The organism is Ramlibacter sp., assembly GCF_035554825.1.
Lineage (GTDB): Bacteria > Pseudomonadota > Gammaproteobacteria > Burkholderiales > Burkholderiaceae_C > Ramlibacter.
Genome location: NZ_DATMHS010000134.1, coordinates 45,011 through 69,015, shown reverse-complemented (window position 1 = coordinate 69,015; position 24,005 = coordinate 45,011). Strand labels below are relative to the sequence as shown.

The 24,005-nt window shown below is 70.4% G+C and carries 27 protein-coding genes and 1 pseudogene; 18 read left to right on the top strand and 10 right to left on the bottom strand.

Features of this window, described 5'->3' with window-relative positions; genetic code table 11:
- Positions 1-23: 23 nt before the first annotated feature.
- Positions 24-194: pseudogene (locus tag VNT59_RS16805) on the bottom strand (DUF1801 domain-containing protein); the annotation flags it as partial.
- Between the two features lie 156 nt (positions 195-350).
- On the opposite strand from VNT59_RS16805, the gene VNT59_RS16800 reads away from it, so the two are divergent.
- From VNT59_RS16800 to VNT59_RS16775, 6 genes are all read left to right on the top strand, one after another.
- Complete coding sequence (locus tag VNT59_RS16800; RefSeq protein WP_325500178.1) at positions 351-689, top strand: hypothetical protein; 339 nt, start codon at positions 351-353, stop codon at positions 687-689.
- Between the two features lie 139 nt (positions 690-828).
- Positions 829-1,122, top strand: coding sequence for a hypothetical protein (locus tag VNT59_RS16795; protein WP_325500176.1), 294 nt, complete (start codon positions 829-831; stop codon positions 1,120-1,122).
- Positions 1,119-2,534 (top strand): TolC family protein, encoded by a 1,416-nt coding sequence (locus VNT59_RS16790; protein WP_325500174.1) that lies wholly within the window; start codon positions 1,119-1,121, stop codon positions 2,532-2,534. Before VNT59_RS16795 ends, VNT59_RS16790 begins: the two co-directional genes overlap by 4 nt.
- A gap of 27 nt (positions 2,535-2,561) precedes the next feature.
- On the top strand, positions 2,562-3,971 hold the full coding sequence (locus VNT59_RS16785) for a copper oxidase (protein WP_325500172.1): 1,410 nt from the start codon (positions 2,562-2,564) through the stop codon (positions 3,969-3,971).
- Positions 3,972-3,990: 19 nt separating this feature from the next.
- On the top strand, positions 3,991-4,512 hold the full coding sequence (locus VNT59_RS16780; RefSeq protein WP_325500313.1) for a cupredoxin family protein: 522 nt from the start codon (positions 3,991-3,993) through the stop codon (positions 4,510-4,512).
- Positions 4,513-4,547: 35 nt separating this feature from the next.
- On the top strand, positions 4,548-4,883 hold the full coding sequence (locus VNT59_RS16775) for a copper-binding protein (RefSeq protein WP_325500170.1): 336 nt from the start codon (positions 4,548-4,550) through the stop codon (positions 4,881-4,883).
- Between the two features lie 67 nt (positions 4,884-4,950).
- Here VNT59_RS16775 and VNT59_RS16770 read toward each other — a convergent pair whose 3' ends face one another.
- The 8 genes from VNT59_RS16770 to VNT59_RS16735 form a co-directional block, all read right to left on the bottom strand.
- The gene (locus VNT59_RS16770; protein ID WP_414708408.1) at positions 4,951-7,059 is read right to left on the bottom strand and encodes a copper-transporting P-type ATPase; all 2,109 of its coding nucleotides are present in this window, start codon (positions 7,057-7,059) and stop codon (positions 4,951-4,953) included.
- Positions 7,060-7,148: 89 nt separating this feature from the next.
- Positions 7,149-7,811 (bottom strand): isoprenylcysteine carboxylmethyltransferase family protein, encoded by a 663-nt coding sequence (locus VNT59_RS16765; protein WP_325500166.1) that lies wholly within the window; start codon positions 7,809-7,811, stop codon positions 7,149-7,151.
- Positions 7,808-8,056, bottom strand: coding sequence for a DUF2933 domain-containing protein (locus VNT59_RS16760; protein WP_325500164.1), 249 nt, complete (start codon positions 8,054-8,056; stop codon positions 7,808-7,810). The genes VNT59_RS16765 and VNT59_RS16760 overlap by 4 nt, the downstream gene beginning before the upstream one ends.
- A gap of 120 nt (positions 8,057-8,176) precedes the next feature.
- A complete protein-coding gene (locus VNT59_RS16755; protein WP_325500162.1) occupies positions 8,177-8,509 on the bottom strand; it encodes a hypothetical protein in 333 nt (110 codons plus the stop codon).
- A gap of 10 nt (positions 8,510-8,519) precedes the next feature.
- Positions 8,520-9,980, bottom strand: a complete 1,461-nt coding sequence (locus VNT59_RS16750) for a heavy metal sensor histidine kinase (protein WP_325500160.1) — start codon at positions 9,978-9,980, stop codon at positions 8,520-8,522.
- Complete coding sequence (locus tag VNT59_RS16745) at positions 9,977-10,657, bottom strand: heavy metal response regulator transcription factor (RefSeq protein ID WP_325500159.1); 681 nt, start codon at positions 10,655-10,657, stop codon at positions 9,977-9,979. Before VNT59_RS16745 ends, VNT59_RS16750 begins: the two co-directional genes overlap by 4 nt.
- 67 nt (positions 10,658-10,724) lie before the next feature.
- Positions 10,725-11,078 carry a copper-binding protein gene (locus VNT59_RS16740; RefSeq protein ID WP_325500157.1) on the bottom strand — a complete coding sequence of 118 codons (354 nt, stop codon included), beginning with the start codon at positions 11,076-11,078 and terminating at the stop codon, positions 10,725-10,727.
- Between the two features lie 82 nt (positions 11,079-11,160).
- On the bottom strand, positions 11,161-11,520 hold the full coding sequence (locus VNT59_RS16735) for a hypothetical protein (protein ID WP_325500155.1): 360 nt from the start codon (positions 11,518-11,520) through the stop codon (positions 11,161-11,163).
- A gap of 172 nt (positions 11,521-11,692) precedes the next feature.
- Here VNT59_RS16735 and VNT59_RS16730 point away from each other — a divergent pair, with 172 nt between their 5' ends.
- From VNT59_RS16730 to VNT59_RS16685, 10 genes are all read left to right on the top strand, one after another.
- Positions 11,693-12,514, top strand: a complete 822-nt coding sequence (locus VNT59_RS16730) for a DsbA family protein (RefSeq protein ID WP_325500312.1) — start codon at positions 11,693-11,695, stop codon at positions 12,512-12,514.
- Between the two features lie 162 nt (positions 12,515-12,676).
- Positions 12,677-13,126 (top strand): universal stress protein, encoded by a 450-nt coding sequence (locus VNT59_RS16725; protein ID WP_325500153.1) that lies wholly within the window; start codon positions 12,677-12,679, stop codon positions 13,124-13,126.
- A 23-nt stretch (positions 13,127-13,149) separates the two neighbouring features.
- Positions 13,150-14,925, top strand: coding sequence for an acetate--CoA ligase (acsA, locus tag VNT59_RS16720; RefSeq protein WP_325500151.1), 1,776 nt, complete (start codon positions 13,150-13,152; stop codon positions 14,923-14,925).
- A 7-nt stretch (positions 14,926-14,932) separates the two neighbouring features.
- Positions 14,933-15,943, top strand: a complete 1,011-nt coding sequence (gene pdhA, locus VNT59_RS16715) for a pyruvate dehydrogenase (acetyl-transferring) E1 component subunit alpha (protein ID WP_325500149.1) — start codon at positions 14,933-14,935, stop codon at positions 15,941-15,943.
- On the top strand, positions 15,940-16,932 hold the full coding sequence (locus VNT59_RS16710; protein WP_325500147.1) for a pyruvate dehydrogenase complex E1 component subunit beta: 993 nt from the start codon (positions 15,940-15,942) through the stop codon (positions 16,930-16,932). Before pdhA ends, VNT59_RS16710 begins: the two co-directional genes overlap by 4 nt.
- 6 nt (positions 16,933-16,938) lie before the next feature.
- The gene (locus tag VNT59_RS16705) at positions 16,939-18,057 is read left to right on the top strand and encodes a dihydrolipoamide acetyltransferase family protein (protein WP_325500145.1); all 1,119 of its coding nucleotides are present in this window, start codon (positions 16,939-16,941) and stop codon (positions 18,055-18,057) included.
- Positions 18,054-18,293, top strand: a complete 240-nt coding sequence (locus VNT59_RS16700) for an acyl carrier protein (RefSeq protein ID WP_325500143.1) — start codon at positions 18,054-18,056, stop codon at positions 18,291-18,293. The genes VNT59_RS16705 and VNT59_RS16700 overlap by 4 nt, the downstream gene beginning before the upstream one ends.
- A gap of 145 nt (positions 18,294-18,438) precedes the next feature.
- Entirely contained in the window at positions 18,439-18,633 is a 195-nt protein-coding gene (locus tag VNT59_RS16695; RefSeq protein ID WP_325500141.1) for a DUF3330 domain-containing protein, read from the top strand.
- A gap of 106 nt (positions 18,634-18,739) precedes the next feature.
- Positions 18,740-20,425, top strand: coding sequence for an alpha-glucan family phosphorylase (gene glgP, locus VNT59_RS16690; protein ID WP_325500139.1), 1,686 nt, complete (start codon positions 18,740-18,742; stop codon positions 20,423-20,425).
- Between the two features lie 99 nt (positions 20,426-20,524).
- Positions 20,525-21,343, top strand: a complete 819-nt coding sequence (locus tag VNT59_RS16685) for an HNH endonuclease (protein WP_325500137.1) — start codon at positions 20,525-20,527, stop codon at positions 21,341-21,343.
- A 131-nt stretch (positions 21,344-21,474) separates the two neighbouring features.
- Here the strand turns inward: VNT59_RS16685 and VNT59_RS16680 are convergent, their stop codons facing one another.
- On the bottom strand, positions 21,475-22,503 hold the full coding sequence (locus VNT59_RS16680) for a sulfate ABC transporter substrate-binding protein (protein ID WP_325500136.1): 1,029 nt from the start codon (positions 22,501-22,503) through the stop codon (positions 21,475-21,477).
- A gap of 283 nt (positions 22,504-22,786) precedes the next feature.
- On the opposite strand from VNT59_RS16680, the gene VNT59_RS16675 reads away from it, so the two are divergent.
- Positions 22,787-23,164, top strand: coding sequence for a cupin domain-containing protein (locus VNT59_RS16675; protein WP_325500134.1), 378 nt, complete (start codon positions 22,787-22,789; stop codon positions 23,162-23,164).
- Between the two features lie 121 nt (positions 23,165-23,285).
- A complete protein-coding gene (locus VNT59_RS16670; RefSeq protein WP_325500132.1) occupies positions 23,286-23,936 on the top strand; it encodes a trimeric intracellular cation channel family protein in 651 nt (216 codons plus the stop codon).
- Positions 23,937-24,005: the final 69 nt, after the last annotated feature.

Sequence of the window (24,005 nt, the reverse complement as noted above, 5' to 3'; positions counted from 1 at the left end):
CGCCGCCATGTCGGCCGCCCTGGCCGGGCCGCGGGGGCCGATGCGTCAAGGGCGACCGTGGCATGAACGAGCGCCTTGAACGCCCGCGCGTCGGCCGCCCCCTTCATGGATGTCGATCGCGCGCCTCGCGTTGCCGTCCAGGCGCGCGTTGAAGCGCTTGGGGGGTCCGCCAGCGAAGCCCCCTTGGCGAAGGTGGCTTCACTGTGCGCGATCCGCCAGAAATGCCATGGCGCTGTTGCCGATGCCCTTGGAATGCGCCTTGTTACTTCGGCCGCGCTGCCGCGGTTCGGCCCGCATTTGTAGAATCGCGCCCCGTGCGCCCTCTTCGTGTGCTTGTCGCCTGCCTGCTGATGCTGGTTCTGCCAGTGCACAGCTTCGCCGCGGCTGCGCTGGTGTTGTGTTCCGGCGATGGCGCGCATCACAGCGCGGCTGCCGACAAGGTGCACGGCCAACACGCGGCCGCTGACCACGAGCTGGCGCAGGATGCGGGGCCCGGTCATGCCGAGCCCGGGCAGCCGGCGGGCGAGCACCGCTGCGGCGCATGCGCCGCTTGCTGTCACGGCGTCGCCATCGCCGACTGGCGGACCAGCCCACCGGACCTTGGCCCGGCAGCATCCGACCTGGCCGAACCGCTGGTGCGCATCACCGGCGAACCGCTTCCCCTGCCCGAACGTCCGCCTCGAGCCTGAGACTGCGGGCACCTCCAGCTTCGGCTGCGCAGGCTGCCTTCGCGCCAGCTCGCCTGGCCCATCCATCTCGCGACGCGAGATGGCTCGGTGATTCTTCCGGAGGACTTCCATGCCAACACGCGGGCCAGCGCGCCCACTCTTGCTGTTGCTCGCCCTGGCCGCATCGGCTGCCTGGGCCCAGCCCCGACCCGATGGCGGCGAAGCAGTCGCGCCCACCGCGGCGGGACCGGTCGCGGCCGGCAGCTACCGCTCGACATTCGAGGGGTACCGGGCCTTCGAGGACGTCAAGCCCACCCCCTGGCGGCAGGCCAACGAAACCGCCCGCGCTCGCGGCGGCTGGCGTGCCTATGCCCAGGAGGCGCAGGCGCCGGCTGCCAGCGAGCCGGCCAAGCCGGCAGCCGGCCATCACCACCACGACGGAGGCGGGCGATGAACCGGTCGACCGTTGCCCTGGCGGCCGCCGCCGTCGCGCTGGCCGGCTGCGCCGCGCCCGACATCGATCAGGCCGTGCGGGACACCGACCGCTCGGTGCACGCGTTCACCGGCGGCAGCCTGCAACTCAGTCGCACCCAGCAGGAGCGCAGTGCGCGCGAGGCCATCGCCGCGCGCTTGTTATCCGGGCCGCTGGGCATGGACGACGCGGTCCGGCTGGCGCTGTCGAACAGTCCGGCGGTGCAGGCGACGCTCGCGCAACGCTGGAACGACATGGCGCTGGCCGGCCAGTCGGCCCGGATCGCCAACCCGGTCTTCACCTTCGACCGGCTGCGTGATGCGGGCGGCCTCTCGCTCGACCGGCTGCTTTCGGTCGGCCTGCTGGACCTGCTGACGCTGCCGAGACGGCAGGCGATCGCGCGCAATGCGCAGGCGCAGGCACGCACCCAGCTGGCGATCGACGTGGTCGACCAGGTGAACCGGGTGCGGGCCGCCTGGGTTCGTGCGGTCGCCTCGCAGCAGCGCGCAGCCTACGCGCTGCAAGTGAAAGAGGCCGCCGCGGCCGGCGCCGAGCTCGCGCGCCGCATGCAGGAGGTCGGCAACTTCAGCAAGCTGCAGCGGGCGCGCGAGCAGGCTTTCTACGCCGACGCGGCCACCCAGGTCGCCGCTTCCGTGCAGTCGGCGACCGCGGCCCGGGAGGAACTGGTCCGCCTCCTGGGCTTGACCGAGGCACAGGCGGCAGCCCTGCAGCTTCCCGATCGGCTCCCGGAGCTGCCGGCAGCGCCACGCGCGATCGGCGAGGTCACGGCGGCAGCGATCGCCCAACGCCTGGACGTGCAACTGGCGCGCCAGCAGCTCGAAACCGCCGGCCAGGCGCAGGGCCTGGCGCTCCTGGATGCGATCGTCGACACGGAAGTCGGCGTGCAGCACAACACGCTGATCGGCTCCGATGGCCGCCGCGAAACGCAGCACGGCTATGAGCTTGCCGTCCGGGTGCCCCTGTTCGACTGGGGACAGGCACAGCGGGCTGCCATGAACGCGCAGTCCCTGGCCGCCGCGAACCGCTACGACAACACCGTGCGCGCCGCCGGATCGCACGTGCGCCAGAGCTATGGCGCCTACCGCAGCGCGTACGACATCGCCAAGCACTACCGCGACGAGGTCGTGCCGCTGCGCAAGACCATCTCCGAGGAGAACATGCTGCGCTACAACGGCATGCTCATCGGGGTGTTCGACCTGCTCGCGGACGCCCGCAACCAGATCGCGGCCGTGTCGGCCGCGATCGAGGCGCAGCAGCAGTTCTGGCTGGCCGAGGCCGCCCTCTCGTCGACGCTGGTCGGCAAGCCCGCCCCGGTGGACGCGCCGCCGCTCGCCAACGGGCCGTCGGCCGGCGCCGATCCCGCGGCTCACTGACGGCCGATGCAAAGGAACGAAACAGAGATGAGCAACCGACGAACCTTCCTGGCCGGCGCGAGCGCGATCACGGGCGCGGTCGCCGCGGCGGCCGTGAGCCGGGTCGCGATGGCCGCCCTGCCGGAGCCGGTGACCCAGACCACGCCGGACACCATGGCGCCGCTGCGGCCGAGCACCGGCCGCCCTTACGACCCGGTGGTCACCCTCAACGGCTGGAGCCTGCCCTGGCGCATGAACGATGGGGTGAAGGAGTTCCACCTCGTTGCCGAACCGGTCGTGCGCGAGATGACGCCCGGCTTCAAGGCGCACCTGTGGGGCTACAACGGCCAGTCGCCCGGTCCCACCATTGAGGTGGTGGAGGGCGACCGGGTGCGGATCTTCGTGACCAACAAGCTTCCCGAGCACACCACCGTCCATTGGCACGGACAACGGCTGCCCAACGGGATGGACGGCGTCGGCGGTCTGACGCAGCGGCACATCCCGCCGGGCAAGACCTTCGTCTACGAGTTCGTCGCCCGGCGCCCCGGCACCTTCATGTACCACCCGCACGCGGACGAGATGGTGCAGATGGCGATGGGCATGATGGGATTCTGGGTGACGCATCCGCGCGAGCGCCACCCGCTGATCGCGCGGGTGGACCGCGACTTCGTGTTCCTGCTCAACGCGTACGACGTCGAGCCGGGCGCCTCCACGCCGAAGGTGAACACGATGCTCGACTTCAACCTGTGGACGTTCAACAGCCGCATCTTCCCGGGCATCGCCTCGATGAACGTGCGCCGTGGCGACCGCGTCCGCATCCGCATCGGCAACCTGAGCATGACCAACCACCCGATGCACCTGCACGGCCACGAGTTCACGGTCACGGGCACCGACGGCGGACCGACGCCGACGTCGGCGCGCTGGCCGGAGGTCACGACGGACGTCGCCGTCGGCCAGATGCGACAGATCGAATTCGTCGCCGACGCCGAAGGCGACTGGGCGTTCCACTGCCACAAGAGCCACCACACCATGAACGCCATGGGCCATGACGTGCCCACGATGATCGGCGTGGACCACCGCGGACTGGTCAAGAAGATCACCAGCGTGATCCCGGACTACATGGTGATGGGCGAGCGCGGCATGGCCGACATGGCCGAGATGGAGATGCCGATCCCGGACAACACGGCGCCGATGATGGCCGGGGCCGGTCCGTTCGGCGCCATGGAGATGGGCGGCATGTTCACGGTGGTCAAGGTGCGGCGAGACCAGCCGCGCGGCGATCACCGCGACCCCGGCTGGTACCGCCACCCCGCCGGCAGCCTCGCCACGGAGTTCGGCGGAACGCCGCCCGATGCGCCGCGCGCTCCTTCCGCGGCGCGAGGCGTCGGCCCGGGCGCCGCGCCGACACCGGAAGTCGAAGTTCAGATCCGCAAACCGGCCGGGCACTCCGGCCATTGACAACGATGGGAAAGCGATGATGAGAGCAATGAAGGGCCTGCTGGGCGCGGCCCTGGTGGCGACGGCGGTCGCAGCCGGCGCGCACGGTGCGCGCGAACACAATGGCCAGCCGGTGCGCAAGGAGCAGACGGCATGGGGGATCGCGGCGGAGGCGCCGGCGGCCGTGCGCACCGTCAAGGTCACGATGACCGACGACATGCGCTTCACGCCGAACCGCCTGCAGGTCCGGCAGGGGGAAACCGTGAGAATCGTCGTCAGCAATGCGGGCGCGATGCTGCACGAATTCGTCATGGGCGACCGCAAGACGCTGGACGAGCATGCCGCCCTGATGCTCAAGTTTCCCGGCATGGAGCACGACGAGCCCTACATGGCGCACGTGAAGCCCGGCGGCACGGAGCAGATCGTGTGGACCTTCAACCGGCCCGGCGGATTCGAATTCGCCTGCCTGGTGGCAGGCCATTACCAGGCAGGCATGGTCGGCTCGATCAGCGTCGCCCCCCGCAGCAGCGGCCGCCCCGCCGCCCGGTCCGTCAAGTTCTGAACACCAACCCCACTCACCCGATCGAGGAACACCCCATGCAAATCGTCCGAGCCATTGCCTGCGCTGCGCTGCTCGGCTGCGCGACCTGTGTCGCGGCCCTGGCGCAATCGGCCGCGCCCGCCGCGGCCAAGACCGAGGCGGACGCCGCGGCCCTGACCCAAGGCGAGGTGCGCAAGATCGATCAGGAGAACCGGAAAATCACGCTCAAGCACGAGGCGATCAAGAACCTCGACATGCCGCCCATGACGATGGTGTTCCAGGTCCGTGACCCGGCCCTGCTCGGCAAGGTGCAGGTGGGCGACGTGATTCGGTTCGCCGCGATATCGGAGGGCGGCAAGCTCACCGTCACTCGCATCGAGCCGGCACGATAAGCCCGTTCGCCGTGCCCGGCGCGAACGGCGGCCGGGCACGGGGCGTGCCCACGCGCGAGCGGGCCTCTTACCGGCGCGCCCCTTTTCTGAGCCGAAGCGCGTTCGTGATGACGGACACGGAGCTCAGGCTCATGGCCAGCGCGGCGACCATCGGCGACAGCAGCTGGCCGGTGAAGGGATACAGCAGCCCTGCGGCCAGCGGAATGCCGAGCGCGTTGTAGACGAAGGCGAAGCCGAGGTTCTGCCACATGTTGCGCACCGTTTCCAGCGACAGCAGGCGGGCCCGCGCGATCGCGCGCAAGTCGCCCTTGACCAATGTGACGTGCGCTGCGTTGATGGCCACGTCGGTGCCGGTCCCCATGGCGATCCCCACGTTGGCGGCCGCCAGGCTGGGGCTGTCGTTGATGCCGTCGCCTGCCATGGCGACGGTCTTGCCCTCGCGCTTGAACCGCTCGACGAGGGCGAGCTTGTCCTGCGGCTTGACTTCACCGTAGACCTGCTCGATGCCCAGGCGCGCTGCCACCGAGCGTGCGGTGGTCCATCCGTCGCCGGTCGCCATGACGACCGCGATGCCGGCCTCGCGCAGGCTCGCCAGCGCTTCGGGTGTGCTGCTCTTGACCGGGTCCGAGACCGCCAGCAGCCCGAGCAGCCGGCCGTCCGCGGCCAGGTACATCACGCTGGCGCCCTCGGCGCGGAGGGTTTCGGCGGCTTGCTGCAGGATCTCCCAGTCGACCTTCTCGGCCTCCATCAGCGCGGTGTTGCCGAAGGCGATGCGGCGGCCGCCGAGCACGCCGCGCACGCCGATGCCACTGGAGGACTCGAATGCGTCCGGCTTGTCCAATGCCACGCCGCGGCCTCGGGCCTCGTCCACGATCGCCCGCGCGAGCGGGTGCTCGCTGCCCTGATCGATGCTGGCGGCGATCTGCAAGACTTCCTGCTCGCTGCGTCCGGGCGCAGGCACCACGCGGTCGAACGCCGGCCGGCCCTCGGTGAGGGTGCCCGTCTTGTCGACGATGAGCGTGTCCACCTTGCGCAGCGCTTCGATCGCGGCCGCGTCCCGGAACAGGATGCCCTGCGTCGCGGCGCGGCCGGTGGCGGCCATGACGGACATCGGCGTGGCCAGGCCAAGCGCGCAGGGACACGCGATGATGAGGACCGCGACCGCGTTGACGAACCCGTACACCCAGCTCGGCTGCGGGCCGAACAATCCCCACACGAGCAGCGTGAGGATCGCGATGGCAACGACCGCGACCACGAAATAGCCGGCGACGATGTCCGCCAGGCGCTGCATCGGCGCGCGCGAGCGCTGCGCCTGCGCGACCATCTGCACGATCTGCGAGAGCATGGTCTGGGCGCCGACCTTCTCCGAGCGCATCACCAGGCTGCCGCTGGTGTTGAGCGTGGCACCCACGACCTTGTCGCCGGCGCGCTTGGTGACCGGCAGCGGCTCGCCCGTGAGCATGGACTCGTCCACCGCGCTCTCGCCTTCCAGCACGACGCCGTCGACGGGCACCTTCTCGCCCGGGCGCACCCGCAGCGTGTCGCCGGCGTGAACATGCGTGAGCGGCACATCCTCTTCGCTGCCGTCGCCGCGAATGCGGCGCGCCGTCTTCGGGGCCAGGCCGAGCAGGGCCTTGATGGCGGCCGATGTCTCGGAGCGAGCCTTCAGCTCGAGGATCTGGCCAAGAAGCGTGAGCGACACGATGACCGCCGCGGCCTCGAAGTAGACGCCGATCCGCCCGTCAACAAAAAAGCTGGGCGGGAACAATGCCGGCGCGACGGTCGCCACGACGCTGTAGCCATAGGCCGCCATCACGCCGGTCCCGATGAGCGTCCACATGTTGGGGCTGCGGTTGGCGATCGACCGCGCCCAGCGCACGAAGAACGGCCAGCCGGCCCACAGCACGACGGGGGTGGTCAGGGCGAACTCCAGCCAGCTTTGCGCCGGCAGCCCGCCGTGCACCAGCCGGTGCGCGACCATGGCCATCGCGGTGGCGATGACGGTCAGCGGCAGCGTCCACCAGAAGCGCCGGCGGAAGTCCACGAGTTCCGGATTGGGGCCATCGTCGAGCGACGGCAGCACCGGCTCCAGCGCCATCCCGCAGATCGGGCAACTGCCCGGCGCGCTCTGGCGCACTTGCGGATGCATCGGGCAGGTGTAGACCGTCCCTTCCATCCCTTCGGCCGCTTCCGGGGCGGCTGCGGGCGTGCCCGGGTGATGATGGTGCGCCGGGCCAGCATGATGGCGAGGGTGCCTGATGTCGTTCATCGCCGGTCCCAGTGGTGCTGCAGCTGGTATCGGCCCAGGTGGGGGACGAACGCAGGCACGCGCCTCCGATACTCCTCGTATTCGGCGCCGAACGCTGCGACGGCATCCCGCTCCTCGGACCTGGCGAGCCGTGCGTACATGGTCACCAGCACGGGGAACATCGCCAGGGTGACGATGGTCGGCCACTGCAACAGGAAACCCAGCATGATGAGGATGAAGGCGGCGTACTGCGGATGCCGCACGTGGGCATACGGACCGGTCACCGCGAGTGCCCCGCTCTGCTGCGCCTTGTACAAGACGCGCCAGGCGGAAGACAGCATGACGAAGCCGAAGAAGATGAGCATGTTGCTGGCCAGGTGGAACGGCCCCAGGTGCGGATTGGTCTTCCAGCCGAACATCATTTCCAGCAGATGGCCGGCGTCATGCGACAGGAAGTCGACGCCGGGGAACGTCTTCGACAGCCATGGCAGCAGCAGGTAGATGGTCAGCGGAAAGCCGTACATTTCCGTGAACAGCGCCACGACGAACGCCGAGAAGGCGCCGAACGAGCGCCAGTCGCGCGCATTCTTCGGCTTGCTGAAGCTGAACGCGAAGATGATGAACACCAGCGAGTTCAACACGACCAGCGACCACAGGCCGTAGGCAGGCGCCTCGTTCATGGTTGCGCTCCCGTTTTGTCTTCGCCCGGCCGGCCTGACGGCGATCCGTGCCGGCCCGTTCCATGGCCATGGCCGTGGTGGAACAGGTGCATCAGGGGACAGGCCGCGACCAGCAGGTACGGCAACAAGCCCAGCAGGTGCGCCTTGTGTTCCGTCCAGAGGAAGAACCCCGCGACGGCCAGGAACCCGATCAGCGCCCACTTCCAGCGGCCTGCACCGCTGTCACTCCCGTCGGAGTCGTGCATGTGATCCATGGTTGGCCTCCAATGCCCGCGCCACACCCGGGCTGTGAATGAAGAATAGGCCGGAGCACGCGAACTTCGACCGCGTCGTGGGCAAGCGGCGGCCGCGGCGACTCGCGGCAATCAGCGCGATGCCGGCGCACCGGCCTGGCCCGCCGGCTCAGCGCGTGGCTGGCGTTTCGCGACGACCATGAAATTGGTCGCGCGATCGACCTTCACCATGCCGAGCCTGGGGTGCAGCCAGTCATACGTTCCGCTGGGCTTGCCGTCCCTCGCCTGTTGGGTCGGTGCGGCCGCCAACGCGGCCCCACTTGCCAGGGATGCCCCCAGGAGCGTCAGCAGCAGCTTGTTCATGGTCATCCCTTTCGTGCCGCCGGACACCGGGCAGGCAAGCGCCGCTCGAAGCAGCGTCCAGGCGTGAAGACCATTCTGGTCCGTGACCACCAACGCCGGCATGACGGCCACATTACGCCGGCGACAGTGCCGGGGCCTGGTCCTGCGCCCCCGCGGCTGGGCTTGCGGCGCGAGCCAGAGGAAACCACAGCGTGAATGTCGTGCGGCCGGAATCGCTTCGCACGGTCACCTTGCCGCCGTGCAGGGTCGCGATCGAACGGACGATGGCCAGCCCGAGCCCGGTGCCGCCGTCGCCGCGCGCACGGGCGCGGTCGACCCGATAGAAGCGGTCGAAGATGCGCTCGATGTTGTCCGGGGGAATGCATTCGCCGCGGTTGGTGACGGACACGGTGGCGAATCCATCCTGGGCGCCGACCTCGATGTCCACGGTGGACGCCTCGTTGGCATGGCGCACGGCGTTGGTCAGCAAGTTGGTGATGGCCCGCTGCACCATCGACCGTTCAGCCTGGAGCGGCGGCGCCTGACCGCTGACTTCGAGCCGAAGTCGCTTCTCGTCGGTGCCCAGCGAAATGAACTCGGCCAGCCGATGCGCCTCCTGCACCAGGTCCACGGTCTCCGCCTGCACCGACAGCACCTGGTGATCCGCCCGGGCAATGAACAGCATGTCGCTGATCAAGGCCACCAGCCGGTCGAGTTCCTCGACGTTGCCTTCGAGCACCTCCCGCAGCTGTTCGACCGGGCGCGGCTGCGAGAGGGCGACCTGCGTGCGCCCCAGCAAGGTGGCCACGGGCGTGCGCACCTCATGCGCCAGGTCGCCGGCAAAGTCCTCCAGCTGCCGGTAGCTGGCGTCGATGCGCGCCAGCATGGCATTGAATTCGTTGGCCAGATCCGCCAGTTCACCCGGCAGTCCCGCCATGGAGACGCGCTGGTCGAGCGTCTTGGCGCCCACCGAAGCGGCCAGCTGGTTGAACCGGCGCAGCGGCGCCAGGCCCGTCCGCGCGATCAGCCCAGCACCGGCGCCGACGATCAGCAGCAGCAGCGGCAAGGACAACAGCGTCGACTCGAGGGTTCCCGCGAGCAGCTTCGCGTCCCGGTGCCGGTCCACGGCCAGGTAGAACTCGACCTTCCCGCCGTCGCCGACCGAGGTCATGCCCTTCAGCCCGCTGAAGCGTTCGTCGCCCGCGTGCCAGGTCGACAGGCCGTGGGCACCGATCGAGGCCTTGCGCAGCGCCGCGACGGACTGGATGGCGACGTCCGAGAAGCCGGCGATCACCGGCCCGCCGCTGGGCAGGGCCAGCGCCAGGTGCAGGTCGTCATGGCCGAAAAAGAGTTCGCTGAACCGCGGGTTGGCCTTCGCGATGGCGCCGACGGTCTGGACGTCCGCCAGGATGTGCGCCAGCAGCTGCGCCCGGCCTTCGAGATCGGCGGCCAGCCGCTCGTCGAGCTGGCGCGACAAGGTCCAGTAGCCGACGGCCATGGCACCGCACACCACGATCAGCCCGAACAGGGCGCTCGCCAATGCGAGCCGGACCGCCAGCGAGCGGCGCCCGAGCGCGTGGAGCATCCGCTTCATGGCGCCGGCCGAAGTTCGAGCACGTATCCGACGCCGCGCACCGTGTGGATCAACTTGTCGGCAAAGGGATCGTCGACCTTCGCCCGCAGCCGGCGCATGGCCACGTCGATCAGGTTGGTGTTGGAGTCGAAGTGGATGTCCCACACGAGCGAGGCGATCTGGGTGCGCGACAGCACGTCGCCGCTGCGCTGGGCCAGCAGCGTCAACAAGGCGAACTCCTTGGCCGTGAGGTCGATGCGCTGGCCGCCCCGGGTCGCCCGGTGCCGCACCGGATCGATCTCCAGGTCCGCGACCCGGAGGCCCAGGTCGGCGGGGGCCGACTGGCCGCGCTTGAGCAAGGCGCGGACACGCGCCAGCAGCTCGGGGAAATGGAACGGCTTGACGAGGTAGTCGTCCGCGCCCAGATCGAATCCGTGCACCCGGTCGTCGGCCTTGCCGCGCGCGGTGAGCATCAGCACCGGCGTCTGTTTCGAGGTGCGCAGCGCCGAAAGGACGGCGAACCCGTCGACGCCCGGAAGCATCACGTCGAGGATGACCAGGTCATGGTCGCCGGTGGCGGCCGCATGCAGGCCGTCCAGGCCGGTCAGGGCCACTTCCACGGTATAGCCGCTCTCGGCCAGGCCCTGGCGCACGTATTCGGCCGCCTTGGGTTCGTCTTCCACCACCAGAATCTTCACGGTGTCTCCTGCCGGCGTTGCCCCGGGAATGCTCGTCGACGCAGAGGCGGCACCGCCCGGGTCGCGCTCAGCGCGCCGCCTGCATCTCGGTGATCGTCATTGTCCCGCCGGCCGTCGCGGCGCTGAATCGAACCCGATCGCCGACCTTGACTTTGCGCAGCATCGCGGCGTCGGAAACACCGTAGACCATGGTCATGGCCGGCATGCCGAGGTCCTTGCTCGCCTGGTGGCGGAGCGTGACCTTGCGGTTGCGCGCGTCGATCTTGCGCACCTCGCCCTCGCCCGAGGCGTGCTGCGGCATCGAGGGCATCGCCATGCCGGCCTGGTCATGCCCGTGCGGGCTTTGCGCGGCTGCGGGAAGTGCGGACAGTGCGAGCAGGCCCATGACGGCCGCGGTCGCGAAGGCGTGGATCGTTTTCAAGTCGGTTTCTCCGGTGGGCAGGAGGAGCCGCCTCGGCTGGGACGGATCCTCCTTCGGTCATGGCTGGCGGGCGGCTGCTCGCTCAGGCGGGGTACTGCTGCTGGAAGCGCTGTGCTTCCGCCGGCGACTTGATGGCGGCGGGCGCCGGGTTGTGGGCGATCTTGTCGGTGCAGACCAGCCGTCCGTCGCGCACCGCGTAGGTATGCGCGGGGAAGGCGTACCCTTCCTCGCCGCCGACATAGCGGCCGCCGTCCGGCGCGACCGGATTGCCGCGGAACCGCAGGAACTCGCTGCGGACCTGCTGCGGCGTGAGCGAGGTCTGGACGGGACGATCGATCCAGCCGGCCTCTCCGCCGACGAAGACCGCGGTGGTTTGCGCGAACGCTGCGGGCAGACCCAGGGTGGCGATGGCCAGCGCGGTGACATGGTGGCGAACTGACATGATGAAGCTCCTTCAAAAGAGTGGACGGCGGTCTTTCGGGCCGCTGGATGCAACGCCTGCATCACGGTTCCCACTGTAGGAACGCACCCGGGACGTGCCCGTGACGGGTTCATTACAGGTTCGACAGTCGTCCGGCGCCCGGGGTGCTGCCGGCCCAGGTGAGTGCGAGTTGATGGTCGTCAAGGCACGCGGGCAGGAACAGGTTCGCAATAGCGTGCGTCGCCAGCTCGGGGCCGTGCAACCGGTATCGGCCTGGAGCGCGTCACGGCAAGCACGCGACCGGCAAGCCCCGCGCCGGCTCGCATCCACCAATCAACTTCTGCGAATCACTCGAATGAAACGAAAGACGATCTTCGTCGTGGCCGGCGTTCTCCTAGCGGCCCTGTTCTCCGGCGCGGCCACGATGTACGTGCGAAACGGCGATCAACAAAACGTCCAGGCCGCCGCGCACAACCGCAAGTCGCTCGTTCGATTCCATTCGCCGACGATCGGCAATGCGCAGGCGCCGGTGCATATCGTCGAGTTCCTGGACCCGGCGTGCGGCACCTGCGCCGCGTTCTACCCGCTGGTCAAGAAGATGCTGGCGGAGCAGCCCGAGAAGATCCGTCTTTCCGTCCGCTACGCGCCCTTCCACGCCGGGTCGCAAGAGGTGGTGAAGGCGCTGGAGGCCAGTCGCAAACAGGGCAAGTTCTGGCAGACGCTGGAAACGCTGCTGGCCAATCAGTCGGGATGGGTGCAGAACCACACGGCGCACGTCGAACGGATCTGGCCGTATCTGGTGAACGTCGGGCTCGACACGGACCGGGTCAAGGAAGACATGAAGTCGCCGGAGATCGCCCGCGCGATCGAGCAGGACATCCAGGACGCGAACACGCTGGAGGTGACGGCCACCCCGGAGTATTTCGTCAACGGCCGTCCGCTGCCTTCCTTTGGCCAGCAGCAACTGGTTCAGCTGGTACGCGAGGAAGTGGACCGGTCGCTGACGGCGAAGTAGCGTTTCGCATCCCGCCCTGCGAAGCCGGTAGCGGCCCGCGCCCCGGGGCCCGCCAAGGGGTGAAGCGCTCCTGCGGGGCGCCACCGGTTGCTTGCGCTTCATCAACGTCACCCGCCGATGCCCGCCTATCTTGATGGCAGGCGCAACCCCGCGGGAGGACACATGGTGGCCACGTTCAAGCGCATCCTGGTGCCGGTCGACGGCAGTCCCACCTCCGACAAGGCGCTGGCCGCCGCGCTGCAGCTGGCGGGCGACACGGGGGCGTCGCTCAGGCTGTTCCATTCGGTCGAGCTGACCTACGCGACCGGGCTCGATTTCGACGGGCAGGCCACGCTCTTTCTTCGCGCGGCCGGCGAGGAGATCCTGGCCAAGGCGCTGGCGGCGGCACAGGCGGCCGGCGTCGCGGCCGATTCCCAGCTCCTCGACCATCCCGGCGAGCGCCTGGGCGAGGCCGTGGCCGACGCCGCGCGGCACTGGCAAGCCGATCTGATCGTGGTCGGAACGCACGGCCGCCATGGCGTCGGGCGGGTGCTGCTTGGAAGCGGCGCCGAGCAGATCGTGCGCCTGGCGCCGGTGCCGGTGCTCGTCATCCGCGGCGAATCGGCCACCTGAGGGCGCCGCAGGACCGAGTCGCCATGGACATCGCGCCCGCCGTGCACCGGATCGCCAAGCATCCGGCCGCCCTGGTCCCCACGCCGCACCTGCTCGACTACGAAGCCACCTGCGCCGCGTTCAGCTGGGACCGCGCCGCCGCCGCGCTGGACGGCTTGCCCGCGGGCGGCATCAACATCGCGCACGAGTGCCTCGACCGGCACGTGCGCCGCGGCCAGGGCGGCAAGATCGCGATCCGCTGGCGGGGCAAGGCCGGACAGCGCATCGATGTGAGCTACCAGCAGCTGGCGCTGGCGACCAACCGCTTCGCCAACGCCTTGGCCGCCCTCGGCGTCCTGCCCGGCGAGCGCGTGTTCGTCCTGATGGGGCGCCAGCCGCAGCTGTACGTCGCCGTGCTCGGCGCGCTCAAGGCCGGCTGCGTCGCCGCGCCGCTGTTCTCGGCGTTCGGCCCGGAACCGATCGCCACCCGGGCGCAGCTCGGCGACGCCCGGGTGCTGGTCACGACCGCCGATCTCTACCGCCGCAAGGTCGAGCCGCTGCGCCAGCGCCTGCCCGGCCTGCGCCACGCCATCCTGGTCGGCGCCGGCGAGGACCTGCGCGGCCCCGGCGTGCACGGCTGGGACGAGACCGTCGAGCGCGCCAGCGCCGAGTACGCCATCGCCGCCACCGACCCGGAGTCGCCCGCCCTGCTGCACTTCACCAGCGGCACCACCGGCCGGCCCAAGGGCGCGGTCCACGTCCACCGGGCCGTGGTCGCCCACCTCGCGACCGCCCGCTACGCGCTCGACCTGCACGAACAGGACGTCTTCTGGTGCACCGCCGACCCGGGCTGGGTGACGGGCACCAGCTACGGGATCATCGCCCCGCTGTGCTGCGGCGTGACCTCGGTCGTGCTCGAGCCGGAGTTCGACGCGCAGCTGTGGTACTCGGTGCTGGCCGGCGAGCGGGTGAGCGTCTGGTACACGACGCCGACGGCGATCCGCATGATGATGAAGCTCGGCAGCGCTGCGCTGCGGGGCCTGGACCTGTCGGCCTTGCGCTTCATGGCGAGCGTGGGCGAGCCGCTCAATCCGGAGGGCGTGGTCTGGGGCGTCGAGGCCTTCGGCCTGCCGTTCCACGACAACTGGTGGCAGACCGAGACCGGCGGCATCATGATCGCCAACTACGTCGCCGTCGACGTCAAGCCGGGCTCCATGGGCCGGCCGCTGCCGGGCATCACGGCCGCCATCGTGCGCCGGACCGAAGGCGGCGGCCTGCAGCTGCTCGACGAGCCGATGGCGCAGGGCGAACTGGCGCTGGCGGCGCCCTGGCCGTCGATGATGCGCGGCTACCTGCACGAGGAGGAGCGCTATCGCAAATGCTTCGCCGACGGCTGGTACCTCACGGGCGACCTCGCCAGGCGCGATGCCGATGGCTATTTCTGGTTCGTCGGCCGCGCCGACGACGTGATCAAGTCGGCGGGACACCTGATCGGACCGTTCGAGGTCGAAAGCGCGCTGATGGAGCATCCGGCCGTGGCCGAGGCCGGCGTCATCGGCACGCCGGACCCCACCATCGGCGAGACCGTCAAGGCCTTCGTCGTGCTCAAGGCCGGCTTCACGGCCGACGAGGCGCTGCGGCGCGAGTTGCTGGGCCACGCGCGCCGCCGCCTCGGCGCCAGCGTCGCGCCCCGCGAGATCGAGTTCCGCGCCGGGCTGCCGCGCACGCGCAGCGGCAAGATCATGCGCCGCCTGCTCAAGGCGCGCGAGCTCGGCCTGCCCGAGGGCGATCTGTCCACGCTCGAGAGCGACGAACGCTGACGCCGCCATGAGCACCAAGATCCACCTCGACCGCGCGCACGCGCAGCACCTGTACCGCGAGATGCTGCGCATCCGCCGGTTCGAGGCCAGGTGCGTCGAGCTCTACCAGGCGCAGAAGATCCGGGGCTTCCTGCACCTGTACGACGGCGAGGAGGCGGTGGCGGTGGGACTGATGGCGGCGCTCGGCGCCGGCGACGCCGTGGTCGCGACCTATCGCGAACATGGCCACGCGCTGGCCCGCGGCCTGCCCATGCAGGCGCTGATGGCCGAAATGCTGGGCAAGCTCGAAGGCTGCAGCCGCGGGCGCGGCGGCTCGATGCACATCTTCGACCGCGAGCGGCGCTTCTTCGGCGGCAACGCGATCGTCGGCGGCGGGCTGCCGCTGGCCGCCGGCATCGCGCTGGCCGACCAGCGGCTGGGCCGGGCCGCGATCACCGCCTGCTTCTTCGGCGAGGGCGCCGTCGGCGAAGGCGCGTTCCACGAGACCATGAATCTGGCCATGCTGTGGCGGCTGCCGCTGCTGCTGGTCTGCGAAAACAACCTGTATGCCATGGGCGTGCCGCTGGCCGACGGCGAGATCGAAACCGACATCTTCCGCAAGGCCCAGGCCTACCGCATGCCCGCCGCCCAGGCCGACGGCATGGAGCCGGTGGCGATGGAGGCGGCGGCCCGCGCTGCGGCCGCGCATGTGCGCAGCGGCGCCGGCCCCTTCCTGCTGGAGTGCCGCACCTACCGGTTCCGGGCGCACTCGATGTTCGACACCCAGGCCTACCGCTCGCGCGGCGAGATCGAGCAGTGGAAGCAGCGCGACCCGATCGAGCGGCTGCGCGCCTGGATGCAGGACAGCCATCTCCTGGCGGAGTCGGACAGCGCGCGGATCGACGCCGAGATCGGGGCCGAGATCGACGCGGCGGTCGCCTTCGCCGAGGCCGGCACGCTCGAACCCGCGGCCGACCTCGAGCGGTTCGTCCTGATGGACAGCGTGGTGCAGGACGCGCCGGCGCGGGTGCCGCCATGAACGCGGCGCCGCTGCGCATCACCTACCGGGAGGCCTGCCGGCAGGCGATCCGCGCCGCCCTCCTGGCCGATCCGCGCTGCTTCGTGCTGGGCGAGGACGTCGGCAAGTACGGCGGCTGCTACGCGGTCACCAAGGGCTTGCTGGAGGAATTCGGCCCCGAGCGCATCCTCGACACGCCGCTGGCGGAAAACGGCTTCGTCGGCGCGGCCATCGGCGCCGCCATCGCCGGGCTGCGGCCGATCGCCGAGATCATGACCTGCAACTTCAGCCTGCTGGCGCTGGACCAGATCCTCAACAACGCGGCGACGCTGTCGCACATGTCGGGCGGCCAGTTCGCCGTGCCGCTGGTGATCCGCCTGGCGACCGGCGCGGGCCGGCAGCTGGCGGCCCAGCATTCGCACAGCCTGGAAGGCTGGTTCGCGCACATTCCGGGGCTGAAGGTGCTGGCGCCCGCGACGGTGGAGGATGCCCGGCACATGCTGGCGGCCGCGCTGGCCGACCCCAACCCGGTGCTGATCTTCGAGCACATCGTGCTGTACAACGCCGAGGGCGAATTGGACCCGGCGATCGCGGCGGTGGACATCGAACACGCGCGGGTGCGCCGCGCCGGCCGCGACGTGAGCCTGCTGACCTACGGCAACAGCCTGCCCAAGTGCCTGGCAGCGGCCGAGCAACTGGCGGCCGAGGGCATCGAGGCGGAGGTGGTCGACCTGCGGGTGCTGCGGCCGCTCGACGACGCCACGATCCTCGCATCGGTCGCCCGCACCCACCGCTGCGTGATCGTCGACGAGGGCTGGCGCAGCGGCTCGCTGTCGGCCGAGATCGCCGCGCGCCTGGCGGAGCAGGCCCTCTATGAACTGGACGGACCGGTGCGGCGCGTCTGCAGCGCCGAGGTGCCGATCCCCTACGCGGCGCAGCTGGAGGAGGCGGCCCTGCCCGGCACCGGCGCGATCCTCGCGGCGGCGCGCGCGCTGGTGCGGCCGCGCTGACACGCCATGCGCGACTTCGTGATGCCCGCGCTGGGCGCCGACATGGAAACCGGCAAGGTGGTGCAGTGGCTGGTGCGGCCCGGTGACCGGGTCAAGCGCGGCGACGTGGTGGCGGTGGTGGAGACCCACAAGGGCGCCATCGACGTCGAGATCTTCCTCGATGGCTTGATCGAAGACCTGGCGCCGCCCGGCACCGAGTTGCCGGTCGGTGCGGTGCTGGCGCATGTGCGCGAGGAAGGGACGGCGGCGGCTGGCGCCGGTTCGCTCGTCCCGGCGCGGCCGCGAGCCAGCCCGGCGGCGCGCCAACGCGCGCAGGCGCTGGGCCTGGACATCGACCAGCTGCACGGCACCGGTGACGAGGGCGCCGTCACCCTGGCCGACGTCGAGCGCGCCGCGGCCACGCCGGCAGCAGCGCCGGCAGCCGCCGCAGCGCCGCCCCGGTTCGACCCGTCCTCGATGCGGCGGGCCATCGCCGTGGCGATGGGGCGATCCAAGCGCGAGATCCCGCACTACTACCTCACGCGGGCGATCGACTGCGGCGCGGCGGTCGCCTGGCTCGACGCGTACAACCGCGAGCACGCCCCGGCCGACCGGCTGCTGGCCGCCGCGCTGCTGCTCAAGGCGGCGGCGCTGGCGCTGCGCGAAGTGCCGCAGCTCAACGGCTTTTACGAGCACGAGGCCTTCCGGCCGGGCGCCGGCATCCACCCCGGCTGGGCGATCGCGCTGCGCGGCGGCGGCCTGGTGGCGCCGGCGATCCACGACGCCGACCGGGCGAGCCTGCCGGCCCTGATGGCCGCGATGCGCGAGCTGGTCGAGCGTGCCCGCACCGGCCGGCTGCGCAGTTCGGAAATCGCGGATCCGACCGTCACCGTGACCAGCCTGGGCGAACGCGGCGCCGATGCGGTGCTGGGCGTGATCTATCCGCCGCAGGTGGCGATCGTCGGGTTCGGGCGCATCGTGCCGCGGCCCTGGGTCGTCGACGGGCGGCTCGAAGCGCGACCGGTGCTGGCGGCGACGCTCGCGGCCGACCACCGCGCCAGCGACGGCCATGTCGGCGGCCTGCTGCTGGCCGCGATCGACCGCGCCTTGCAGGATCCGCCGGCGCTGGCCGGAGCGCAGCCATGACCGAGCAGCAGATCCGCGCCCTGGTCGCCGAGGTCCTGGCCGGCATCGCGCCCGAGGCCGACCTCGGCGCCGTGGCCGACGACGCCGACCTGCGCGAGGCGCTGGACCTCGACTCCATGGATTTCCTCAATGTCGTGATCGGGCTGTCGCAGCGCAGCGGCGTCAATGTCCCCGACGCCGATGCACCGCGCCTGGCGACGCTGGCCGGCATCGTGCGCTACTTCGCGCCGCACTGACGCCGGCGGGAGCGGCCCCTGCCCCGCCCGGCCCGGTGGTGGTTCCAGCGCCGCCGCCTATAGTGGAAAGAGCGGCTGTCGTCGCAGCCGCCGCGGTCGGCCGTCCCCGGGGGCGCGCCGCCACTCGCTCATCCGGAGGTGCCCCATGACCGGTGCAACCACGTCAACGGAACAGGACCTTGTTTCCTGCGAAATGTGCTTCAGGGAAGTGCCCAGGTCGGAAGCCGCGGTGCCCGAGGCAACCGACTACGTGCTGTATTTCTGCGGCCTGCAGTGCTACCAGAAATGGAAGGAGCAGCAGCCCGGAGCGGCCGAGCCGCCGGCGATCGCCCACCAATGACGCCGCCGCGGGCGCGGCAGCGCGGCCGCCACGGTCCTGGCGTGCCTGCGTTGAAGGCGATGGCGTAGCCCGCCGTCATGGCGCGTGTCGACCGGGAACCCAGGGCATGGACGAATTCATCCACGAGCCGCGGATCGCCTACTTCTCGATGGAGATCGCGCTGCGCAACGAGATCAAGACCTACACCGGCGGCCTGGGCGTGCTGGCGGGCGACACCATGCGTTCGGCGGCCGACCTGCGGCTGCCGCTGGTCGCCGTCAGCCTGGTCTCGCGCGCCGGCCACTTCCGGCAGGCGCTCGACCCATCGGCCGGTCAAGTCGAGCAGCCGGCGCCATGGGAGCCGCGCCAGTGGATGCGGGCGCTGGACGCGAAGATCGCCGTCTCGATCGAAGGGCGTCCGGTCTGGATCGGCGCCTGGCTGTACGTGCTGGAAAGCCAGCTCGGCGGCCGCGCGCCGGTGATCCTGCTGGACACCGCGCTCGACGAGAACGCGCCGCAGGATCGCGAGATCACGCACTACCTGTACGGCGGCGACAGCCGATACCGGCTCAAGCAGGAGATCGTGCTCGGCGTCGGCGGGGTGCGGATGCTGCAGGCGCTCGGGTTCGAGATCCGGCAGTTCCACATGAACGAGGGGCACTCGGCGATGCTCGGCCTCGAGTTGCTGCGGCGCTATTCGTATCCGGCGGCCGACGTCCAGCCGGGCGAACCGCCCTACGACCTGCCGCGCGTGCGGGCGCTCTGCAGCTTCACCACCCACACGCCGGTCGAGGCCGGCCATGACCGCTTCCCGTATCCGCTGGTTGAGCCGCTGCTGGGCGGCATGGTCGACCTGTCCGTGCTGAAGCACCTGGCCGGCGACGAGGACCTGAACATGACCCGCCTCGCCTTGAACCTGAGCGAGTTCGTCAACGGCGTCGCCAAGCGCCACGCGGAACTCTCGACCAGGATGTTCCCCGGCTATCACGTGCAGGCGATCACGAACGGGGTGCACCCCTACACCTGGACCGCCGGCCCGTTCCGCCAGCTGTACGACGCGCATCTGCCCGGCTGGTGCCATGAGCCGGAACTGCTGGTGCGGTCCGAGAGCTGCCTGCCCGACGCGAAAGTCTGGGAAGCGCACGTCGCCTGCAAGCGCGAACTGCTGGACGCCGTGCGCGCGCTCACCCGCACGGCGCTCGACCCGGCGCTGCCCACGATCGGCTTCGCGCGCCGGATGACCTCGTACAAGCGGCCGGACCTGCTGTTCACCGACATCGGCCGCCTGGCCGCGATCGCGGCCAGGCGCCCGTTCCAGGTCCTGCTCGCCGGCAAGGCCCATCCGCTGGACGCCGAGGGCAAGGCCCTGATCCGGCAGCTGCTGGCGCACGCGCGCGAGCTGGCCGGGCGCGTGCCGGTCGTCTACCTGCCCGACTACGACCTGGCGCTTGCCCGCCTGATGGTGGCCGGCGTCGACGTCTGGCTGAACACGCCGCTGCCGCCGTTCGAGGCCTCCGGCACCAGCGGCATGAAGGCCGCCTTCAACGGCGTGCCCAGCCTGTCGGTGCTGGACGGCTGGTGGATCGAGGGCTGCATCGAGGGCGTGACGGGCTGGGCCGTGGGCGCCCCGGACGCGAGCAGCGACGCCGGGCCGCTCTACGAGAAGCTGGAACAGGTGGTGCTGCCGCTGTACGACGTCGGTGCGCCCGCGCCCTGGATCAGGCTGATGAAGGGTGCGATCAGCAAGACCGCGCCGTACTTCAACAGCCACCGGATGATGCGCCGCTATGCGACCGAGGCCTACATCCGGTGAGGCGCTGTCCGCCGGCCTTGAGGCAGGTCATGGTCTTGCGCCCCGGCCGCCGCAGTATTGGGAACGCAGGGCACGGGCGCGCCGGCAGGAGCAGACATCATGAAGGCTGCGCGAAGCGACGAAGCATTGGTCCAGGCGCTCAAGGGCGTGGCGCTGGACACCCAGGCGCTGGCCGATCTGCGCCAGCTCTACGACACGCCCGCCGGCGTCGAGTACGCCCCGGAGGCGACCAAGCCGAACCGGCGGATCGTGCGCCGCTGCCGGGCCTTGGGCCGCCGGATCGGCCAGAGCATGGGACGCGCCCCGCGCGGCGGCAGGGATCTCATCGGGTACTGCGATCCGGACACCGCGACCTGGCGCATGCGGCCGGCGTTCCGCGCGCTGATGCGCGAGCTGGGCTGGGTCGACGACGTCGCCGGCAAGACGCTGGTCGATGAGCTCGATGCCTGCGACGATTCGCGCGAGCTCGACGCACTGGCGGCCCTGATCGCGCAGCAGGAGGAAGCGATCCGCAGCAGCGAGTGCCTGGCCGAGGCGGACCGCGAGGAACTGCTGAAGGCCAGGTTCGGCCAGGGACGATTCCGCGTCGCCGTCGCCGCCTTCGAAAGCGGCTGCCGCGCCACCGGCGTCACCGAACCGGGGCTGCTGCAGGCCGCGCACATCAAGCCGTGGGCGACCTGCTCCAACCGCGAGCGGCTGGACGGCGCCAACGGGCTGCTGCTGACGCCGAGTTACCACCTGCTGTTCAGCAAGGGCTACATTTCCTTCGACCCGGCCGGCCGTCTGCTCGTCAGCGCGGCGCTGCCCGATCGCGTCGTGCAGGGCTGGTCGGTCGCACAGAGCGCCTCGCCGCGCGGATTCGCGCGGCGCCAGCTGGACTATCTCGAGCATCACCGGACCAGGTTGTTCAAGCGCTAGCGGCGGCGTGCGCGTGCTCACGGTGCTGCCGCGCACGCCGTCCCACCCTCGCGCGCGAAAGCGCCGCGATCGACGGCCGGCGGCCCCGCTCGCTGAGCCGTGTCCACCTCGCCAGCCGGGGATCGCCGTGCCTACTTGCGCGTGTAGATCTGGTCGAAGCTGGCGCCGTCGGCGAAATGGTCCCTGTCCGCCCTGGCCCAGCCACCGAATGCCTGGTCGACGGTGAACAGGTTGAGTCTCGGGAACTGGCCCGCGTACTTCGCCTGGGCCCTCGGCGAGGCGGCGGGACGGTAGAAGTTGCGGCCGATCAGGTCCTGGCCTTCCTCGCTGTACAGGTAGCGCAGGTAGGCCTCGGCCACCGCGCGCGTGCCCTTGCGGTCGACATTCTTGTCCACCACGGCGACGGCGGGTTCCGCCAGGATGCTGAGCGACGGCGCGACGACGTCGAACTTCGCACCGAACTCCTTGCCCAGCAGGTAGGCTTCGTTCTCCCAGGCGATCAGCACGTCGCCCTGGCCGCGCTGCGCGAAGCTGCTGGTCGAACCGCGGGCGCCGGTATCGAGCACCACGACGTTGCCATAGAGCCTGGCGACGAACTCCTTCGCCCTGGCGTCGCCGCCATACCTGCGCCGCGCGAACTCCCAGGCCGCGAGGTAGTTCCAGCGTGCCCCGCCCGAGGTTTTGGGATTGGGCGTGATCACGGCGACGCCCGGCTTCACCAGGTCGTCCCAGTCCTTGATGCCCCTGGGATTGCCCTTGCGAACCACCAGCACGATCGTCGAGGTGTAGGGCGACGAGTTGTGCGGCAGGCGCTTTTGCCAGTCCGCTTTCACCCAGCCCCCGTGCGTCGCGAGGGCGTCGGTGTCGCCGGCCAGCCCGAGCGTCGCCACGTCGGCATCGAGTCCGTCGATGATGGATCGGGCCTGCTTGCCGGAGCCGCCATGCGACTGCTTGATCGCCACCTCCTGCCCGGTCTGGCCCTTCCAGTGGCTCGCGAATGCCTTGTTGAAGTCGACATACAGCTCGCGCGTGGGGTCGTACGAGACGTTCAGGATCTCGACCTTCTGCTGGGCGGCGGCCGTCGAGGTGACAAGGCCGGAGGCCGCGGCGCCCAGGAGCGCGGACGCGGAAGTCTTCAGGAAATGGCGGCGATGCTGCATCGGAATTCCAGGTGCGTGGATTGGTCGGGAACCGATTCTGGAAGCGGCGCGCGCCGATGGGAACGAACGAAATTTCAGATGCTTATTGGAATATGCAAATGCGGTACAGCAATTGGATCGCGCGGGACTGCTGCCGCGATTGAACTCGGGTGGCCTGGTTCCTATAGTGAGCCGGCTGGGCGGCCGCGCTTGCCCGTGCGCTTCGATGTCACGAGCTGTGCGCGGCCTGCGCGGCAACGCTGCCGGATCGATCCGCGGCGTTCCTCGGCTTTAGGAGGCAACCATGGCAACTCCCGTTTCGGTCAGCAGGTTCGAAGTCAAGTCGCACGGCACGCCCGACGAGGTCCGCGCCCCCGACAAGACGCGCGTCGAGGTGGTCAAGCTCGAGGGGTACACCATCGGCCGATTCAACTTCCAGCCGGGCTGGCGCTGGTCGGAATGCGTGAAGCCGGTGGTCAAGACCGACCTGTGCCAGCTCTCGCATGTGGGCCATGCCGTGTCCGGCCGGATCCACGTGCGGCTGGCCGACGGCTCCGAAAAGACGATCGGCCCGGGCGAGTCGTACACCATTCCGCCGGGTCACGACGCCTGGGTCGAAGGCAACGAGCCGTTCGTGGGCATCGAAGTGCTGAGCGCCGACGTGTACGCCAAGGCCGGCTGACGGCTGCGCCTGGTTGCGTGCGAGCCGCGGGCGCGGGGGGTGTGCGCTCGCGGCGCTTGCCGTCGGACCGGCGCCGGGAGCGGGGCGCCGAAAGCGCAGCGTCGCGCCCGACAATCGGTGCATGTCGAATCCGCCCCTGCTGTCCTGGCTGCTCACGGTGGTCGAGGTTGCCGCGACCGTGGCCTTTGCCCTGTCGGGCCTGCTGGAGGCCGCCCGCAAACGCCTGGACGCGGTCGGCGTGTGCCTGGTGGCCGGCCTCGCCGCCTTCGGTGGCGGCACGCTGCGCGACGTCCTGCTGGATCGCCGCCCGTTCTTCTGGGTGGCGCATTCCGAGTGGCTGTGGGCCTTGCTGGCGCTGTGCATCGGCGCCATGGCCGTGCTGAGGGCGCGCCACTTCGCCCCGACCGAACGGGCGATGCAATGGCCGGACGCGCTCGGCCTGGGCCTGTTCAGCGCCAGCGGCACCCAGCTGGCGCTGGCCCAGGAGCTGCCCGGCATCGTCGCCGTCTTGATGGGGGTGATCACCGCCACCTTCGGCGGCGTGCTGCGGGACATCGTCTGCAACGAGATCCCGACGGCGCTGCGCGACCACCGTCCCTACGCCGTCTGCGCCTTCGCGGGCGGCTGGGTGCTGGTGCTGGCGCAGCATGGCGGCCTGCCGGCGAGCCTGGGGCTGGTGCTCGCCGCCGCCAGCGCCAGTGGCCTGCGCATCCTGGCGCTCCTGACCGGCTTTACCCTGCCGCGATGGTCTTCGGGCGGCGACCCGCCGTGAAGGGCGGTCCGCGAACCGAGGCAGGCTGCCAAGCATCCGAGCGCAAAGGCGGCACAGCCCGAAGGGTGC

Bases quoted from the DNA above. Each gene is read 5' to 3' on its own strand.
- VNT59_RS16670 (WP_325500132.1), top strand. From the start codon at position 23,286: ATGTCGAATCCGCCCCTGCTGTCCTGGCTGCTCACGGTGGTCGAGGTT.
- VNT59_RS16675 (WP_325500134.1), top strand. From the start codon at position 22,787: ATGGCAACTCCCGTTTCGGTCAGCAGGTTCGAAGTCAAGTCGCACGGC.
- VNT59_RS16680 (WP_325500136.1), bottom strand. From the start codon at position 22,503: ATGCAGCATCGCCGCCATTTCCTGAAGACTTCCGCGTCCGCGCTCCTG.
- VNT59_RS16710 (WP_325500147.1), top strand. From the start codon at position 15,940: ATGAACGCGGCGCCGCTGCGCATCACCTACCGGGAGGCCTGCCGGCAG.
- acsA (WP_325500151.1), top strand. From the start codon at position 13,150: ATGGACATCGCGCCCGCCGTGCACCGGATCGCCAAGCATCCGGCCGCC.
- glgP (WP_325500139.1), top strand. From the start codon at position 18,740: ATGGACGAATTCATCCACGAGCCGCGGATCGCCTACTTCTCGATGGAG.
- VNT59_RS16775 (WP_325500170.1), top strand. From the start codon at position 4,548: ATGCAAATCGTCCGAGCCATTGCCTGCGCTGCGCTGCTCGGCTGCGCG.
- VNT59_RS16730 (WP_325500312.1), top strand. From the start codon at position 11,693: ATGGTCGTCAAGGCACGCGGGCAGGAACAGGTTCGCAATAGCGTGCGT.
- VNT59_RS16765 (WP_325500166.1), bottom strand. From the start codon at position 7,811: ATGAACGAGGCGCCTGCCTACGGCCTGTGGTCGCTGGTCGTGTTGAAC.
- VNT59_RS16755 (WP_325500162.1), bottom strand. From the start codon at position 8,509: ATGCCGGCGTTGGTGGTCACGGACCAGAATGGTCTTCACGCCTGGACG.
- VNT59_RS16735 (WP_325500155.1), bottom strand. From the start codon at position 11,520: ATGTCAGTTCGCCACCATGTCACCGCGCTGGCCATCGCCACCCTGGGT.
- VNT59_RS16800 (WP_325500178.1), top strand. From the start codon at position 351: ATGCTGGTTCTGCCAGTGCACAGCTTCGCCGCGGCTGCGCTGGTGTTG.
- pdhA (WP_325500149.1), top strand. From the start codon at position 14,933: ATGAGCACCAAGATCCACCTCGACCGCGCGCACGCGCAGCACCTGTAC.
- VNT59_RS16770 (WP_414708408.1), bottom strand. From the start codon at position 7,059: ATGGAAGGGACGGTCTACACCTGCCCGATGCATCCGCAAGTGCGCCAG.
- VNT59_RS16695 (WP_325500141.1), top strand. From the start codon at position 18,439: ATGACCGGTGCAACCACGTCAACGGAACAGGACCTTGTTTCCTGCGAA.
- VNT59_RS16705 (WP_325500145.1), top strand. From the start codon at position 16,939: ATGCGCGACTTCGTGATGCCCGCGCTGGGCGCCGACATGGAAACCGGC.
- VNT59_RS16750 (WP_325500160.1), bottom strand. From the start codon at position 9,980: ATGAAGCGGATGCTCCACGCGCTCGGGCGCCGCTCGCTGGCGGTCCGG.
- VNT59_RS16780 (WP_325500313.1), top strand. From the start codon at position 3,991: ATGAGAGCAATGAAGGGCCTGCTGGGCGCGGCCCTGGTGGCGACGGCG.
- VNT59_RS16685 (WP_325500137.1), top strand. From the start codon at position 20,525: ATGAAGGCTGCGCGAAGCGACGAAGCATTGGTCCAGGCGCTCAAGGGC.
- VNT59_RS16760 (WP_325500164.1), bottom strand. From the start codon at position 8,056: ATGCACGACTCCGACGGGAGTGACAGCGGTGCAGGCCGCTGGAAGTGG.
- VNT59_RS16700 (WP_325500143.1), top strand. From the start codon at position 18,054: ATGACCGAGCAGCAGATCCGCGCCCTGGTCGCCGAGGTCCTGGCCGGC.
- VNT59_RS16725 (WP_325500153.1), top strand. From the start codon at position 12,677: ATGGTGGCCACGTTCAAGCGCATCCTGGTGCCGGTCGACGGCAGTCCC.
- VNT59_RS16790 (WP_325500174.1), top strand. From the start codon at position 1,119: ATGAACCGGTCGACCGTTGCCCTGGCGGCCGCCGCCGTCGCGCTGGCC.
- VNT59_RS16785 (WP_325500172.1), top strand. From the start codon at position 2,562: ATGAGCAACCGACGAACCTTCCTGGCCGGCGCGAGCGCGATCACGGGC.